Origin of the sequence: Allosalinactinospora lopnorensis, from assembly GCF_000981225.1 — a bacterium.
GTDB lineage: Bacteria > Actinomycetota > Actinomycetes > Streptosporangiales > Streptosporangiaceae > Allosalinactinospora > Allosalinactinospora lopnorensis.
The window spans coordinates 215,812-231,302 of the sequence record NZ_LAJC01000001.1; the positions used below are offsets into that span (position 1 = coordinate 215,812).

Here is a 15,491-nt window from a genome sequence, read left to right on the forward strand (position 1 = left end):
CGCGTCTCTCTTCCGGGCGTCGAGGGCGCTGTCAGGCCATCGGAACGCACATCACCGACCGGGGAACAGGTCAATAGCACGGCGGTCTCCGCTCCCGTCGCCGGCCGGGCGCTCAGGCGCTGTTCTTGATCCATGCGGGCAGCTCGGCGAGGCTGTCGATCACCACATCGGCGCGCTCGGCCTCGGGCCGCTCCGCGTGCAGGTACCCCCACATCCCCCGGCGGATCAGGGCCGCGTGCATGCCGGCGGCCTTGGCCGGGACGATGTCGTTGTCCAGGCGGTCACCGACGTAGAGGATCTCCTCGGGCTCACTGCCCGCTTCGACGCGCACGCGTTCGAAGAAGGCCGGGTCCGGCTTGGCCACCCCCCAGGCCTCGGAGACATGGATGGCGTCCACGGGCAGTTCCATGGCCTCCAGGGCGGGACCGGCCTCAAGCGGCTGGTTCCCGGCGATGAGCACGCCCAGCCCCGCGTCGCGCAGCGCGGTCAGGGCGGGGCGGACGTCGGCGTAGAGGTCGGCGGCGCCGAAATTCTCCCGCAGCAGGTCGGGTTCCTCGGCACGCCAGGCGGCCGACTCGGTGGCCAGGTCGAAACCGGGCTTGATGATGGCGAAGGCGTCCATCAGCTGCCGCCCTTCGGCGAGGACGCCCCCGATGACCCCGAAGAAGGCCAGGTGCGGGACCCCGAGCCGGTCCGCCCACCGCCCGAAGATGCGCGTCTCGTCGACCAGGGTCTCGCCGACATCGAGCACCACACTGCGAATCGTCACAAAAAAGGACGTTAACACAGAGGCGACAGGCGCTTTCCCGAGGTACGGGCGCCGGTCTCCTCGCCGTGAACGGCCGCCTCCTTGGCTTTGACATATTGGATAGCTATACTATCCAATATTGGATAGTATAGCTATCCAGAAGGAGGGGCCATGTCCGCATTCGTTGTTCTCCTGACCGCCCTGGCGGGCTTCCGCCTGCTGGGCGCGCTCGGCGCAAGCCGGTTCGCCGACTGGCCGGCCAGTGCGGCACACGGGATGGCCGCCATGCTCGTTGTCACCGCCAGCGCCCACTTCGTCCCGGAGAGCGTCACGGTCATGCCCAACCACGCCGACATGGTCCGCATGGTGCCGCCGATCGTGCCGTTCGCCAGCACCGTGGTCTACCTGACCGGCGCAGTGGAGCTGCTCGGAGCCGCCGGGCTCGTGTTCGCCGCGACACGCCGGTCCGCCGGGATCGGCCTCGCCATGCTCTACGCGCTGCTGCTTCCGGCCAACATCTACGCTGCTGTCGCTCACGTGCCGTTCAACGGCGGCGAGGCGACGCCCCTGTGGCTCAGAGTCCCGCTGCAGCTCCTCTACATCACCGTGGCGCTATGGGTGGCCGGATCGAGCAGGAGTCCCGCACCAGGCCGCCTGCCGGCCCTGACGCAAGCGCGCCCGGGCGGCTGAGGTGCACGGGCTCACTGGGACGGCGGCCGCAGCACGGCGAAGGCGTCGGTGATCTCCAGCCGCCGGGCGCGGAAGCGGAAGAGCGCGGCCGGGCGCCCGCCGGACCGCCCCGAGGGCACCGACCGGCCGGTCTCCTCGATCTGACCGCGCCGCAGCAGCACACGGCGGAGGTTGGTGGCGGCGACGTCGTGCCCCAGGGCCGCGCGGTAGTAGCCCGAGAGCTCCGACATGGTGAACTCCTGAGGGGCCAGCGCGAAGCCGACATTGGTGTAGGAGAGCTTGGCCCGCAGCCTCCGGCGCCCCGCGTGCACCATGGCGGCGTGGTCGAACCCCATCGACGGCAGGCCCGAAGCCGGATGCCAGCTCGTGTCCTCAGGGGTGACGGGGTCGATATCAGCGGGGACCAGCCCCAGGTAGGAGGTGGCCAGGATACGGCCGTGGGGATGGCGGCCGGGGTCGCCGCGGGTCTCCAGCTGCTCCAGATGCGTGAGGTCGCACACATCGACCTTCTGGGCGAGCTGGCGGCGGATGGACTCGTCCAGCCCTTCGGAGGCGCCGATGCGCCCGCCCGGAAGCACCCAGGCCCCCTCGAACGGCGGACGGGCACGCCGCCACAGCAGCACGCTCAGCCGCCCTTGGCGGATCTGGAAGACGACGGCCAGCACCTCGTGGGCGGCGGGGGGAGCTGGCGCCCCGGCCGTGTTCTCGTGCACCGGCTGCTCACTGATGTCGTCGATGTCTACCCCTGTCCCTCCCATGACCCCCCATGTTAAGCTGCGATAAGTTTTTGCCTGTAAGACAAAAACCTGGCGTTTCGAGGTTTCGCGGAGGGGATCAGCGAAGCCGGCCGCGAAGTGGCGCAGGAGTCCCCAGAGCCGCCGGCCCCGGAGGGCGGCACAGCCACCCACGGCCTCCGGGAGCACAGTGAGGAACCACGCTAACCGGCCGCAGTCCGCACGTGCGGCTCCACGTCCCGGGAGAGCCGCGGTGCGGGCGCATCCACCGAGGAGAGGAAGGACAGGCGCCCCGGGCCCTCCCCGCCGGAACCCCGGAACGCAGGAAACCGGATGTGGCCGCTCGCCACATCGCACACAGGCCGTCGGCGGTTCCACCGCCCGACGCGCCCCACGTGGAGGAAGAAGTAGGACATGGCATCGGTCACCGCTACAGCGGACACCATGACTCGGCAGGAATGGGCCGACGAAATCCGCCGTCTGGCGAAGGAGCGCGACGCGGTCATTCTCGCGCACAACTACCAGCGACCCGAGATCCAGGACGTCGCCGACCACACCGGCGACTCCCTCGCGCTCTCCCGCCTGGCCGCCAGCGTCGAAGCCGGCACGATCGTCTTCTGCGGCGTCCACTTCATGGCGGAGACGGCCAAGATCCTCTCTCCGGAGAAGACCGTTCTGCTCCCCGAGCCCGAGGCCGGCTGCTCGCTCGCCGACACGATCACGGCCGAGGACGTGCGCGCGTGGCGCGCCGAGCACCCCGGAGCCGTCGTCGTCGCTTACGTCAACACGACCGCGGCGGTCAAGGCGGAGACCGACATCTGCTGCACCTCCTCCAACGCGGCCGACGTGATCCGTTCCATCCCCGAAGAGACCGACATCCTGTTCCTGCCGGACCAGTTCCTCGGCGCGCACGTCAAACGCATCACCGGGCGCGACAACATCCATGTCTGGATGGGCGAGTGCCACGTGCACGCCGGGATCGACGGCGGGACCCTGCGTGAGCGGGTCGCGGCCGAACCCGACGCCGAACTGTACGTCCACCCGGAGTGCGGCTGCGCCACCTCCGCGCTGTACCTGGTGGGCGCGGGAACGGTGCCGGAGGAGCGCGTCAGGGTGCTGTCCACCGGCGGCATGCTCTCGGCCGCCGAGAAGTCGACGGCCGACAAGGTGCTCATCGCGACCGAGACGGGCATGCTGCACCAACTGCGCGCCGCCAATCCGCGCACCGTCTTCGAACCGGTCAACTCACGCGCCGAATGCCATTACATGAAGATGATCACCGCTGACAAACTGCTGAACGCACTGCGCAACGGCACAACTGAAATTACCGTCAGTGAGGAGACTGCGGCGAAGGCGCGGCGGTCGGTGGAGCGCATGGTCGAGATCGGGTCGCCGTCGCGGGGCGGAGAGTAACCGGCCGACGCCAGGCGGTACCGGACAGCGCAGGGTCGGCACCTCACGTTCCGGCCCTGAGTAACAAATTTCTTTCCTTATCGCCACAGCTCACCAACCCACCGGACAGCAGCACCCTTCCGTCGCTAACGTCATCGGACAACTCCGACGTTTCAGCCGGTTTCGGCGCACGCCGGGGCCGCGTGTCGCGAGGGAACTGTTCAGGAGGGGTCGTGACCACGCAACCCAACCCCGGTCGGCGCTGCGCCGGATTGGCCGCGCTGCTTCATGAGGGGCGGGGCCACGGCCGCCTCTACGACACCTACGCACCGCAGCTCTACCGGTACTGCTGGACACTGCTGGGCCCCGACGGCGCGGACGAGGCCGTCTACGAAACGCTGCTGTCCGCGGTGCAGTTGTTCGATCACCTGGAAGACCACTCCGACCTCCGCCCGTGGCTGTTCGCACTCGCCAGGAGCGCGAGCCAGCGGCGCGGATTCAGCCCGGCCTCACCGTACGCCCAACTGGCCACGATCCCTGGCGAACGCCCCGTCGTGGAGATGGCGCTGCGGCTTCCCCCGAGCCAGCGTGAGCTGCTGGAGCTGTACCTGAGGCACGGCCTGTCGCCGTCGCAGATCGCGAGGATCCTCGGCCTCGACACCGATATCACCGGGGAGCTCTGCCGTGCGGCCGTGCGCCGCGCGGCCGATGTCTGCACCGAACAGGCCCCGAACGACGACCACGGCACCACCGGCGGGAGCCTACTGGACCACACCGACGTCAGCGAACTCCTGGCGCTGCTCGAACCGCCCGATCCACCGGAGGGGTTGCGCGACCGGGTGCTCCGAGGCTGCACCGATCCGCTGAAGGCGGCGGAGCGTCAGGAGCTCGGCGTGGCGATGGCGCCCCTGGGAGGCAACGGCTTCCCCCTGCATCGGGACCGTTCCGAACAGAGCGGCGCCCCTGGACAGGAACCGCCGTCCGGTGGCCCCGAGACCGCGCCCGCTGGTCACGGGAACACCGGCGAGGAGCCCGCTATCCCCCGTCCGACCGGGTCACCACGGGAGACGTCCCTGCCCGGCGCCGACCGGAGCACGTCTCCGAACTGGTCCCGGCAAGCGGCGAGAAGGACGACCCGAGCGGGAAGAAGCGGGCATCCCGGCGCCGCTGGCCGGTCTCAGCGACATCCGGGCTGGTCACAGTGGGGGTCGCCCTGGCTCTCTGGGGGATTGCGCTTCTCACGGCCGGAGCGCCCAGCGGCACCGTCCCCTCCGACCCGCCCAATCCGTCGTCCCCTCCGCCCGCCGCCGAGGGGTCGGGCGATGACATGGCGCCGGGTTTGGCGTCTCCTCCGGAGGGCACCCCGACCACACCGCGGAACCAGCCGAGCGCATCCGCTGAGGCCCCCACGAGCGACGCGCGCTCTCCTGCTCCAAGCGGCGATGCCGCACCAGGCCCTCCCATCTCGGACAGGCGGCCCGGCGATCCACCGTCAACACCGGAGGCCCCCGAGGAGACGGGCGGCGAGGCGCCCCCGGACGAGCGGCCGCCGGAGGAGAGCGAAGGGTCGAAAGACGACGACGTCCCCCCTGCCTCGGACGGAGCGGTATCCCAGTTCCTCGAAGGTGTCCGGGACTTCCTCGCCCCGGATGCTTGAGCCGCCGTGGCGCACGGCCGGTTCCACTCACCCGCGGCACCACCCCTGACCGCTCCCTGCCGCCGTGCTCCCCGAGCAGGGAGCGCGGCGGGTGGACCGCGCCCTCGCAGGTCCGGGAGAGCCGCCGCTCAGAAGCCCGCGAGCAGCGGCTCAGCCGCGATCTCCAGGCGGTGCTTCGCCTGTTCGAGGTCGCGGTCCCCCTTGAGAATCTCCAGCAACTCGAAGAACCAGATGCTCGACAGCGAACCGGCCAGCACGTAACCGGCACTGTCCCGGTCGGGCTCGGCCTGCTGCCCGCCCTCCTCCGGCGGCAGCGCCCTGGTGGCCACGAGCCACAGCAGATCGGTGATGCGCTGGCCCAGCTCCGTCTTGACCTCGGCCATGATCAGCGAACGGACCAGTGCGTCGGCGAGCTCCGGCTCCCGCATCAGCCCGCGCGTGGCGCGCATCAGCACATCGACGGCGCGCCCTGCCGCGGTCTCCGCGTTCGGAGGGCGGCGGACGATGCTCTTCTCCAGCAGATCGAGCTCTTCGCTGACCACCGCGACCACAAGGTCCATCTTGGACGGGAAGTACCGGTAGAGGGTGCCCAGCGCGACACCGGCACGTTCGGCGACGGTGCGCATCTGCATGGCCTCGACCCCGCCACGCAGCGCCAGAGCCGCCGCGCTCTGCACGATCCGTTTGCGGCGCTGGTTCTGACTTCGTGATCGCATACCGATCGGCGCCTGGACCGCCACGATGCCTCTCCCATCCTCGTCATCCGCCGGCATGTGCCGCCTTTGCCCGCTTCTGCGGCCCGGTGAGGGCCACCTTCGCCACGCTCCGCTGTCTGCTTCGTTCGGCGACTTCGTTGGTCCTATGCCCTACAAGAACAAGTTATCCAAAGATCGGCTACGAAATCAGCGCCGAACCACTGTGCAGAAGACCTCATTAGGTGTTGTTTAAGTCGCAGATGTCGGTAGAGGCGGCCTGCCTCCGCACCGACGGGACGGCCACTTTAGAATCAGTTCTAAAAGAGCATCGCAGACTTGACCGTAACACATCGGCCACTAATCGTAATCATCAATGTACCCAGAGCCCCCGACCGGGCGCCACGGCCCGACCCCGCACACTCCTCCACCCGACGGGCAGCCGAACGCGCCGGCACACCCCTTCTTCGTCTAGAATGCGGTTCGGTTTCAGGGCGGTCCAGGAAGGTCGTAACGTATGCGCGAAACGCCACCGGTGGAGGACCTCGGCAACGGCGTATGGAGCCTGCCGGTACCGATCCCGGGCAACCCCCTCGGTTACACCCTGACCTATGTGCTGGAGAACCGGGGCGGCCCCATCCTGGTGGATACCGGCTGGGACAGCGACGAATCCTGGCGGGCGCTGACCGCCGGCCTTGGCCGGATCGGGCTGAGCGTCGCCGACGTGCGCGGCGCGGTCCTCACCCACTTCCACCCTGATCACTCCGGGCTGGCCGGACGGCTGCGCGCGGCTTCGGACGCATGGATCGCGATGCACCACGCCGACGCCGACATGCTCCGCCGCATCAGTTCCCGCAGCGCTGCCGACTGGCATGATTCCGAGAACGGCCAGCTCCGGCTCGCCGGGGCCCCGACTCAGAGGTCGAGGCCTCCACCGCCCTCGGTCCGCGGATGGAACCGCAGGAACCCCCCGACCGTGAACTGTCCCACGGGGAACTCGTCGACCTCCCCGACCGCAAACTGCGCGTGGTCTGGACCCCCGGTCACTCCCCGGGCCACATCTGCCTGCATCTGGAGGACAGCGGCCGCCTGTTCACCGGCGACCATCTGCTGCCGCGCATCACCCCGCACGTCGGCCTCCACCCCTTCGACGGCACCGGCCGCGACCCCCTCGGCTGCTTCCTCGACTCTCTCGCCCAGATCCCCGAACTCGGGGCGACCGAAGCGCTGCCAGCCCATGAGCACCGGTTCACCGACCTCGAAGCGAGGGCCGACGAGATCATCGCGCACCACGAGGAACGCCTGGACCAGCTGTCCGGTGTGCTCACCACGGAACCGGCAACGCTGTGGGAGCTCGCCACCGCCCTCACATGGCGCAAGGCGTGGGCGGACATGCACACCTTCGCCCGGCGGATCGCGCTCTCGGAGACCGCGGCGCACCTCCGGTTACTGGAGCGCCGCGGTCGGGCCGTGCGCGGCTCCAGGCGGGAGACGGACGCGAACACCACCCTCCTGTGGACCTCCGCTGCCGAGACGGTCGCCGCGCGGTAGCACGCGGCCGTCCGAACGGGGCGGGGGCCGAACCGCCGGCATCGCGGCACACATTAAGATCCGGGTACCGGCGACCGGCCTTGTTACGACCACCTAATAAACTGGTGAGTAACATATGGGGCGCGCACAAGTCAGGCTCCCTGTCTCCGCATCCCCGTCCTGGCGCGCGGACGTCCCCGTCCCGCCCCTGTGACCAGCGGTAGCGGATACCGCGAGCGACGAACGAGGTGATGTGTTGCCCCCGCCAGCCGGAAAGCGCAACCGGACCCCCGCTCCCCACACCTCAAGCGCGCGTCTGCGAACCTCGATGCCCGCTCACCACTCCTCAGCCGCCGATGGGTTAGACATATGTCGCATACCGACCACCCCCTGCGTATCGCGCTCCTGTCCTACCGCAGCAAACCCCACTGCGGCGGGCAGGGCGTCTATGTCCGCCACCTCTCACGCGAGCTGGCGGCACTCGGGCACCGCGTCACTGTCTTCTCCGGCCAGCCCTATCCCGTACTCGACCCGGGAGTGACGCTGGAGAAGCTCCCCAGCCTCGACCTCTACAACGACACCGACCCCTTCAAAGCTCCCCCGATCGCCCAATGGCGGGACTGGATCGACGCCCTCGAAGTCGGCACGATGTGGACCGCAGGGTTCCCCGAGCCCCTCACCTTCTCGCTGCGGGCGCTGCGCGAACTGCGCCGCCGGCGGGCCGAGTTCGATGTCGTACACGACAACCAGACCCTCGGCTACGGCCTGCTCAGCCTCCGCAACAGCGGCTTCCCCCTCGTGACCACGATCCACCACCCGATCACCGTCGACCGGCGCATCGAGCTCGCACAGGCCGAAGGATGGCAAAGGCTCTCCAAACGCCGCTGGTACAGCTTCGTCGGTATGCAGGGCAGGGTCGCGCGCCGCCTCCGCCCCATCCTGGTACCGTCCCACTCCTCCGCCGACGACATCGTGCGGGAGTTCGGGACACCCCGCTCCGCCATCGACGTCGTCCCACTAGGCGTCGACACCCGCTTCTTCCACCCACACGCCGGCATCGAGCGCATCCCCGGACGGATCGTGTGCGTGGCCAGCGCCGACAGCCCACTGAAGGGGGTCGCACCCCTGCTGCGTGCGGCCGCGAAACTCGCCACCGAACGCGACGTCTCACTGAAAATCGTCAGCAGACCCAAACCCGGTGGTCCCACCGACCGGCTCGTCGACGAACTCTCCCTGCGCGACCGGGTCACCTTCGTCAGCGGCATGGATGACGCCGAACTCGGCCGGCTCCTGGCCGAGGCACAGGTGGCCGCCGTCCCCTCCTTCTACGAAGGGTTCTCGCTGCCCGCCGTGGAGGCGATGGCCTGCGGAACACCGCTGGTGGCCAGCCGGGCGGGAGCGCTCCCAGAGGTCGTGGGCGAGGACGGCGCGGCCGGGCGGCTCGTTCCCCCCGGAGACCCGGAAAAACTGGCCGCCGCCATTGGCACCCTCCTGGATACCCCCGCCGAACGCGCCCGGATGGGCGCAGTGGCATGGCAACGGGTGCAGGAACGGTTCACCTGGCGGGCGGTCGCCGAGGCGACCGCCCGCCGCTACACCGAGGCGATCGACCGCCTACACAGCCGGTCCGTCGGTTACACCGCCCGGCTGTAACGCCGGCACGACCCAAGGAGTCACCACTGATCACCGTCGACTTCACCCTGTTCCCCGTCGGTCCGGGAAACCGTGTCCTCGACCTCGGCTGCGGCAACGGCCGACACGCGTTCGAGGTCTACCGCCGCGGCGCCGACGTGGTGGCCTTCGACCGGAACGAGAACGACCTCGCCGACGTCGCCACCATGTTCACCGCCATGCGCACCGAGGGCGAGGCCCCCGCCGCGACCGAGGCCGATACCGTCAAAGGCGACGCGCTCGACATGCCCTTCGACGACGCGTCCTTCGACCGGGTGATCGCCGCGGAGATCTTCGAGCACCTCCCGCACGACACCGCGGGCATGGCCGAGGTGTTCCGCGTTCTCAGGCCCGGCGGGATCGCAGCCGTCACGGTCCCCAGATGGCTGCCCGAACGACTGTGCTGGGCGCTCTCAGAGGACTACCACACGGTCGAAGGCGGACACGTCCGCATCTACACCCGCGCCGAACTGGAGGCGAAGCTCAAGGCGACCGGCTTCGAGGTCGGCCCGCACCACCACGCCCACGCGCTGCACACCCCGTACTGGTGGATCAAGTGCGCCGTGGGTCCCGACAACGACGACCACCCGATGGCCAGGGCCTACCACCGGCTGCTCGTGTGGGACATCCTGCAGGCGCCCAGGACCACCCGTGTCGCCGAACGCGTCCTCAACCCTCTCATCGGCAAGAGCGTGGTCGTTTACCTGCGCAGACCCCTGAGAAGCGAGGAAACCGCATGAGCTCGTGGGATGTACCCGAGCTGCCGGGCCTGCTCAGCGCCGACGACATCGCCCAATCCGCGGGATACCTGCTCAACACCCAGGAGCCCAGCGGCGCCATCCCCTGGTTCCCTGGCGGCCACCTGGACGTGTGGGACCACGTGGAGTGCGCGATGGCTCTGTCGGCCGCCGGGCACACCGAGGCCGCACGGCGCGCCTACCTGTGGCTGGCCACCAGCCAGAACACCGACGGCTCATGGTCCGCCAAACTCCGGGGCACGCGGGTCGCCGATCCGGTCCGCGAGGCCAACCACGCCGCCTACCCGGCGGTCGGCGTGTGGCACCACGTTCTCATCACCGGCGATGAGCGGTTCGCCGAGCGGTTATGGCCGACCGTGCGCCGCGGTGTCGAATTCGTCCTGAGCCTGCGCACCGACCGCGGTGAGATCCAGTGGGCGCGCAGCCCCGACGGCACGTCGGGCGATCACGCCCTGCTGACCGCATGCGCCAGCATCCACCACGCGCTCCGCTGCGCTGTGGCCCTCGGTGACCGGCTCGGGCGTCCGCAGCCGGACTGGGAACTCGCGGCCGCGCAACTCGGCCATCTCGTCGCGGAACACGAGTCGGTGTTCGCGGACCGCAGCCGCTACTCGATGGACTGGTACTACCCAATCCTCGGCGGGGCGGTGCGCGGGGCCAGGGCGAAGGAGCGCCTCGAAGCGCGCTGGGACCTGTTCGTCCGCCCCGGCCTGGGAATCCGCTGTGTGAGCGACCAGCCGTGGGTCACCGGAGCGGAGACCTCGGAACTGGTACTGGCGCTCGCCGCGATGGGCGAGACCGAGCTGGGGATCCGGCTCCTCGCCGACATCCAGCATCTGCGCGACCCCGACGACGGCGCCTACTGGACCGGCTACCAGTTCGCCGAGAAGGTGAAGTGGCCGGTGGAACGCAGCACCTGGACGGCCGCCGCGGTGATCCTCGCCGCCGACGCGCTCAGCGGGACGACGCCGGGAACACGGGTGTTCACCGATGTTCCCGAGGAGGTCGCGGCCGCTTACCCGGCTTCCTGCGGCTGTGCCGCGCTGGTCTACTGACCCGCGCCACCGGCCGGTCGGTGGCGGCCGCAACGGCCGCCACCGCGGTGTGCTCGGCTAGCCGGTGGTCTCGGGTTCCCCCGGATCGTCGGGGGGCGGCTCGGGTTCCCCCGGATCGACCGGCTCGCCCGGCGGCTCCTCAGGGGTCCCGGGGTCCACCGGTTCCTCCGGAGTGGGGAGTTCGGGCTCGGGCGGCTCGGGTTCCTCCGGAATCGGCGCCTCGGGCGGCTCGGGTTCCGTCTCCTCCTCGGGCTCCCTCGTGGGAACATCAGGGGCCCAGTTCTCAGTCGTCCCCCCGTAGGTGGGCGACGGGAACTCCTCGACCTCCTTGCCCTCCATGGCCCTGGTCATGAACTCACGCCAGATGGTGGCCGAGAGCGTACCGCCCGAGAGCGCCCCCCATCCGGGCACACTGAACGACTCGTTGTTGCTGTTGTAGACGCTCACGGCGGTCGAGAGCTGCGGTACGTACCCCGCGAACCATGTCGCGACGCTGTCGTCGGTGGTCCCGGTCTTGCCCGCTGCCGGACGGCCGTCCGGCAGCCGCGCCTCGGTCCCGGTACCTCCGCTGACCACCTGCTGCAGCGCGTAGGTGACGTCGGCGGCCTCACCCTCCGTGAGGGCCTGCTTCGTGGCGACCTCGGAACGCTGCTCGTCGCCCTCGCGGTTCACGATCTCCTTGACGACGTGCGGTTCGACGTGCTCCCCGCCGTTGGCGAACGTGGCGTACATGCTGGCCTGATCGACCGGGCGGCGTCGTTGATTCCCAACGCAAGCGTGGGGACCACCTGGTTCTCGCCGATACTGCCCTCGGGGAGCCCGAGATCGTAGGCGGTCTGCACGACGTCCTCGATCCCGACCTCCATCGCGAGATTCACATAGCCGACGTTGTTCGACTTCTGCGTGGCCTCGATCAGGTTCATCGGGCCGCCCGGGGCGTTGTTGTAGTTCTGGATCGGGGTTCCGCTGATCGACTGCGGCCCGCGCCCGTCGATCACGCTGTTCAGGCTGTAGCCGTTCTTCAGCGCCGTTGCCAGAACAACGGGTTTGCCCGACGACCCCACCTGCGCCGATCCTCGGAAGGCACTGTCGTACTGGTTCTGGGTGTAGTCCTTGCCGCCGTAGAACGCCACGACCTCGCCGGTCGCGGGGTCGATCGCGGTCATACCGGTCTGGACTCCCTCAGGCAGGGTGTCCGGGTCGACCGTGGACTCCACGGCCTCCTTGGCCGCCTCCATGAGGTCCTTGTCGAACGTCGTGACGATCGTGTAGCCGCCCCGGTTGATGTTGTCCTCGGTGTAGCCGAGATCCTCGAGCTCCGACATGGCCTGCTGGAGCATGTACCCCTTGTACCCGCTCAGGTCGGTCTGCGGGGTCTCCTCCTTGGGCGCGGGGAACTCCAGCTCCTCGGCCTCGGCCTCCGAAAGATCCCCCGATTTGACCATGCCGTTGACGACGAACCGCCAGCGGTGCTCCATCGCCGGTGTGGTGCTGCTGTCCGCCGCGCCGAACCTGGAGGGCTGCTGGATCGCCGCTGCCAGGAACGCCGCCTCGGACGGCTCCAGTTCCGCGACGTCCTTGTGGTAGTACGCCTGGGCCGCAGCCTGGATCCCGTAGGCGTTGCGCCCGAAGTAGATGGTGTTGAGGTACTGCTCCATCACCCATTCTTTGGACCTGGACTGGTCGACCTTGAGCGAGATGATGATCTCCTTGAACTTGCGCGAGACCGTCTGCTCCATGCTCACGCCCTCGTAGTAGTTCCGCACCATCTGCTGGGTGATGGTCGAACCGCCCTGGAGCTGCTGACCGGTGAGCGTGGACCACGCGGCGCGCAGCGTCCCGCTGACGGAAACGCCCGGCTCGGTCCAGAACCCCCGGTCCTCAGCGGAGATGACCGCCTCCTGCACGGGCTCGGGGACGTCGTCAAAACTCACCGGGTCGCGGTTGACCCCCCGTTCGGCGAACTCGGTCTCCCCATCGGCGTAGTAGAAGGTGGAGCCCTGGTCGGTGGCATCGGCCTTCGCCGCGTCCGGGACCGGGATCACCGCGTAGGCGACACCGAAGCCGGCGATCGCGAGTACGAGGAAGATCCCCGCGACGATGAGCCCGCCGCGGCCGAGCCGCCACCAGAGCGACTTCTTGGCCGTCCGCGGCTGTTCGGGACCCTTCCCCGGCTTCTTGACCACGACCGGCATCCCGGATCCCGCCGGCGCGTCTGCACGGCCGCTGCCGGGCGGAGGAGCGGCACCGGACCCCATTGCACCGGCGGTCGCCGCGGCGGGAGCACCGGCTCCGGCGGGCCCGGGCGGAGGCGCCGTATAGGTGCCCGCGCCCTCGGTGGCAGGTGCCGAGCCGGCGGAGTCGGGCTCGGGGAGGGAGCGGGTATCGGCGCCGGTATCACCAGGCCCCGGCTCGGCGTCCCCGGTCGGGGAACGGCCGTCTCCCTCCGCGTCGGAACCGGCGGAGACCGGAACCTCAAGGGTCGGGAAGTCCGGGCCCGGCCCGCCGGGCACATCGGCGGACTCTCCGGTACCGGAACCGGTCTCGTCGCCGGCGATGGTGAGGGACTCCGTCACCGCCCCAGCGGGGTCGTCGTGCTCAGAAGCCGCGGCCTCGAACGAGACGGTCTCGTCCGATCCGGGCTCGGGACCGCCGGTCCCCGCAGGCTCCGCAACCTCCTCCTGGCCAAGGGGCTTCTCCTGGTCGTCCCGCCCACTGTCGGCACCAGCCGCACTCTCCGAAGCGCCATCCGGCCCCGGCCCGTGGTCCTCCCCAGCCCGGCCGGCGTCGACGGGCGCCTCCGCGGAAGCGTCGGATATGGCGAAGGAGCCAAAGGCTCATCGGCGACGGGCTCCTCAGCAGCGGCGGACTCGCCAGCCACTGCGGATTCGCGCGCCTCGTCCTCCTCGGCGTCGGCGGCCGGGCCCGGTTCCGCGGCCTCTTCAGCCGCGCCCGCGCCAGCGTCTTCAGTGGCGCGCTCGTTCGCAGTCGCACCGGTGGACGGCTGGGAATCCTCTGGACCCTCCCCGGCGGGACGATCCTCCCGATCCGTGCCGACCTCGTCGTTTCCGGCGAGCGACAGCTCTTCCGTCTTCTCTTCCTCCGAGTCCGCGTCGGCCTCTTCCTGAGCGGACTCCTCCGGATCAGAGGCCCGCTGGTCCCGCTGGCCCCAGGTGCCGTCCTGCTTGAAGTCGTACCCCTGCTCGGCCAGCGCGCGGGCGACCCGCTCACGGAAGAAGCTGCCGCTGTCCTTGAACGCGGTGGCGGAAGCCGACGCCTCGGTGTCCGCGGCATCGTCGAGGTCACCGGAAGCATTCTCCGCACCGACCTCGGCTGCGGACTCCTGGTTCTCAGCGGGCGGCGTGTCTTCAGCGTCCGTCGAGGGCTCTTCCTCCTCATCCCTCGGCGGCTCTGGAGCGTCGTCTAGGTCCTGCTGGCGCGCGTCGGCCACATCACTGGCAGTATCGTCGGTACTTTCGACGCCACTGCCGGGGTCACCCCCTTGAGGAGTGGGGGTCTCGGCCTCAGTAGTGTCCTGTGTCTCGGGCGTCCCGGCTTGAGGACGCGGCTCGGCCCCGTCCTCGCCGTATCTACTCTCGCTCAGTTGGTCGCCCCCTGGAAATCTCGATCGCCCACCATGTGGCTGCGTGCGTATGACGCCAGCGTGGGGTATATCGGTTCACCGGAAATCTTGGGCGGATCGGCGCTATGGAGGGAACCGCCGATTACGCTCGCCAATACGATACCCGCCCTTCTCCTCACCGGCACCGCGGTATTAACGCCCTTCCCGCTCCAGCCTGGCACGTGGACACGCTGACCACCGCCACCCCGGCTCTGTCTCTCTCGAAGGCCGGGCCCGGAACGGTCTGAGTAGCCGGAGCGAGCACCGGCATAGCACCGGATAACTGACCTCTCTATACAAACGACGGCTCTTTAGCCAGATAAGGAAGATTTTCCACACGCATTCGGAATCAGTGCGTTTCGTCGTCGTAACCAGGAGCCGAGAGGAGTACGTTGATCGACCGGCTGCAGAAGGCCGGCTACGCACACTCCGAGGAGTGTGGGCGAGCCATCATCCAGGAGCGGACCACTATCGGCGGGCACACGCTGCCGTGGGTCACCCCGACATGGTCGCCGAGATGACGCCGTGCTGGGAATTACGTTCCTGCCTGCGCGCGGCAGGGGAGACCGGGACCGTCCTCTTCGATCGCGACGTCCCGGACATCGTGGGCTGCCTGCGTCTGGAGAGGCGCCCCGCGCCGGAGCACATTCACATCGCGGCACAGAAGTTCCGCTACCACCGACGTGTGTCCGCTGCTCCTCCCTGCCCGGGAATCTACGAACGTGACAACGAACGCAAACAGTCCTTCAGGAAAGCGAGCCCTATGAGTCGATGCTCACAACTCACAGAGAGTACGGATATGAATCGATGACGCTTCCCCACGCATCCGTCGAAGAGAGGTTCCGGTTCCCGACCACACACTTCACCGGCGTTTCCGGACGACCTCCCCTCCCATACTCCGTCGGTAGGGAGCGATTCGGACGGTGTTCGGTTTCTCGGGCC

The 15,491-nt window shown here is 69.1% G+C and carries 13 protein-coding genes and 2 pseudogenes; 9 read left to right on the forward strand and 6 right to left on the reverse strand.

Going from position 1 to position 15,491, the window contains the following annotated elements; genetic code table 11:
- Positions 1 to 112: 112 nt before the first annotated feature.
- On the reverse strand, positions 113 to 769 hold the full coding sequence (locus VS93_RS00965) for an HAD family hydrolase (protein WP_236700263.1): 657 nt from the start codon (positions 767 to 769) through the stop codon (positions 113 to 115).
- Between the two features lie 150 nt (positions 770 to 919).
- Between VS93_RS00965 and VS93_RS00970 the strand changes: the two genes are divergently transcribed.
- Complete coding sequence (locus tag VS93_RS00970; protein WP_046468115.1) at positions 920 to 1,438, forward strand: DoxX family protein; 519 nt, start codon at positions 920 to 922, stop codon at positions 1,436 to 1,438.
- Positions 1,439 to 1,449: 11 nt separating this feature from the next.
- Here VS93_RS00970 and VS93_RS00975 read toward each other — a convergent pair whose 3' ends face one another.
- On the reverse strand, positions 1,450 to 2,196 hold the full coding sequence (locus VS93_RS00975; protein WP_162231623.1) for an NUDIX hydrolase: 747 nt from the start codon (positions 2,194 to 2,196) through the stop codon (positions 1,450 to 1,452).
- Positions 2,197 to 2,586: 390 nt separating this feature from the next.
- On the opposite strand from VS93_RS00975, the gene nadA reads away from it, so the two are divergent.
- Entirely contained in the window at positions 2,587 to 3,585 is a 999-nt protein-coding gene (gene nadA / locus VS93_RS00980; RefSeq protein WP_046468116.1) for a quinolinate synthase NadA, read from the forward strand.
- A gap of 740 nt (positions 3,586 to 4,325) precedes the next feature.
- On the opposite strand, the gene VS93_RS30835 is transcribed toward nadA, so the two are convergent.
- Positions 4,326 to 4,577: a hypothetical protein gene (locus VS93_RS30835; protein WP_046468118.1), complete on the reverse strand. Its 252-nt coding sequence runs from the start codon at positions 4,575 to 4,577 to the stop codon at positions 4,326 to 4,328.
- Positions 4,578 to 5,349: 772 nt separating this feature from the next.
- Positions 5,350 to 5,937 carry a TetR family transcriptional regulator gene (locus VS93_RS01000; RefSeq protein ID WP_236700264.1) on the reverse strand — a complete coding sequence of 196 codons (588 nt, stop codon included), beginning with the start codon at positions 5,935 to 5,937 and terminating at the stop codon, positions 5,350 to 5,352.
- A 493-nt stretch (positions 5,938 to 6,430) separates the two neighbouring features.
- Here VS93_RS01000 and VS93_RS32790 point away from each other — a divergent pair.
- The 5 genes and pseudogenes from VS93_RS32790 to VS93_RS01020 all read left to right on the forward strand — a co-directional run.
- A pseudogene (locus VS93_RS32790) lies at positions 6,431 to 6,703 on the forward strand (MBL fold metallo-hydrolase); the annotation flags it as partial.
- Between the two features lie 161 nt (positions 6,704 to 6,864).
- The gene (locus tag VS93_RS32795) at positions 6,865 to 7,464 is read left to right on the forward strand and encodes an MBL fold metallo-hydrolase (RefSeq protein ID WP_338022656.1); all 600 of its coding nucleotides are present in this window, start codon (positions 6,865 to 6,867) and stop codon (positions 7,462 to 7,464) included.
- A 348-nt stretch (positions 7,465 to 7,812) separates the two neighbouring features.
- Positions 7,813 to 9,096, forward strand: coding sequence for a glycosyltransferase family 4 protein (locus VS93_RS01010; protein WP_046468121.1), 1,284 nt, complete (start codon positions 7,813 to 7,815; stop codon positions 9,094 to 9,096).
- A 26-nt stretch (positions 9,097 to 9,122) separates the two neighbouring features.
- The gene (locus VS93_RS01015) at positions 9,123 to 9,854 is read left to right on the forward strand and encodes a class I SAM-dependent methyltransferase (protein WP_046468151.1); all 732 of its coding nucleotides are present in this window, start codon (positions 9,123 to 9,125) and stop codon (positions 9,852 to 9,854) included.
- Positions 9,851 to 10,927, forward strand: coding sequence for a prenyltransferase/squalene oxidase repeat-containing protein (locus VS93_RS01020; RefSeq protein ID WP_046468122.1), 1,077 nt, complete (start codon positions 9,851 to 9,853; stop codon positions 10,925 to 10,927). Before VS93_RS01015 ends, VS93_RS01020 begins: the two co-directional genes overlap by 4 nt.
- Before the next feature lie 57 nt (positions 10,928 to 10,984).
- On the opposite strand, the pseudogene VS93_RS33650 reads toward VS93_RS01020, so the two are convergent.
- Together VS93_RS33650 and VS93_RS30840 are read right to left on the reverse strand one after the other, a co-directional pair.
- Positions 10,985 to 13,122: pseudogene (locus tag VS93_RS33650) on the reverse strand (transglycosylase domain-containing protein).
- A gap of 377 nt (positions 13,123 to 13,499) precedes the next feature.
- The gene (locus VS93_RS30840; protein ID WP_046468123.1) at positions 13,500 to 14,378 is read right to left on the reverse strand and encodes a hypothetical protein; all 879 of its coding nucleotides are present in this window, start codon (positions 14,376 to 14,378) and stop codon (positions 13,500 to 13,502) included.
- A 563-nt stretch (positions 14,379 to 14,941) separates the two neighbouring features.
- On the opposite strand from VS93_RS30840, the gene VS93_RS32370 reads away from it, so the two are divergent.
- Together VS93_RS32370 and VS93_RS32800 are read left to right on the forward strand one after the other, a co-directional pair.
- Positions 14,942 to 15,070, forward strand: coding sequence for a hypothetical protein (locus VS93_RS32370; RefSeq protein WP_269082779.1), 129 nt, complete (start codon positions 14,942 to 14,944; stop codon positions 15,068 to 15,070).
- Complete coding sequence (locus VS93_RS32800) at positions 15,067 to 15,360, forward strand: AAA family ATPase (protein ID WP_338022658.1); 294 nt, start codon at positions 15,067 to 15,069, stop codon at positions 15,358 to 15,360. Before VS93_RS32370 ends, VS93_RS32800 begins: the two co-directional genes overlap by 4 nt.
- Positions 15,361 to 15,491: the final 131 nt, after the last annotated feature.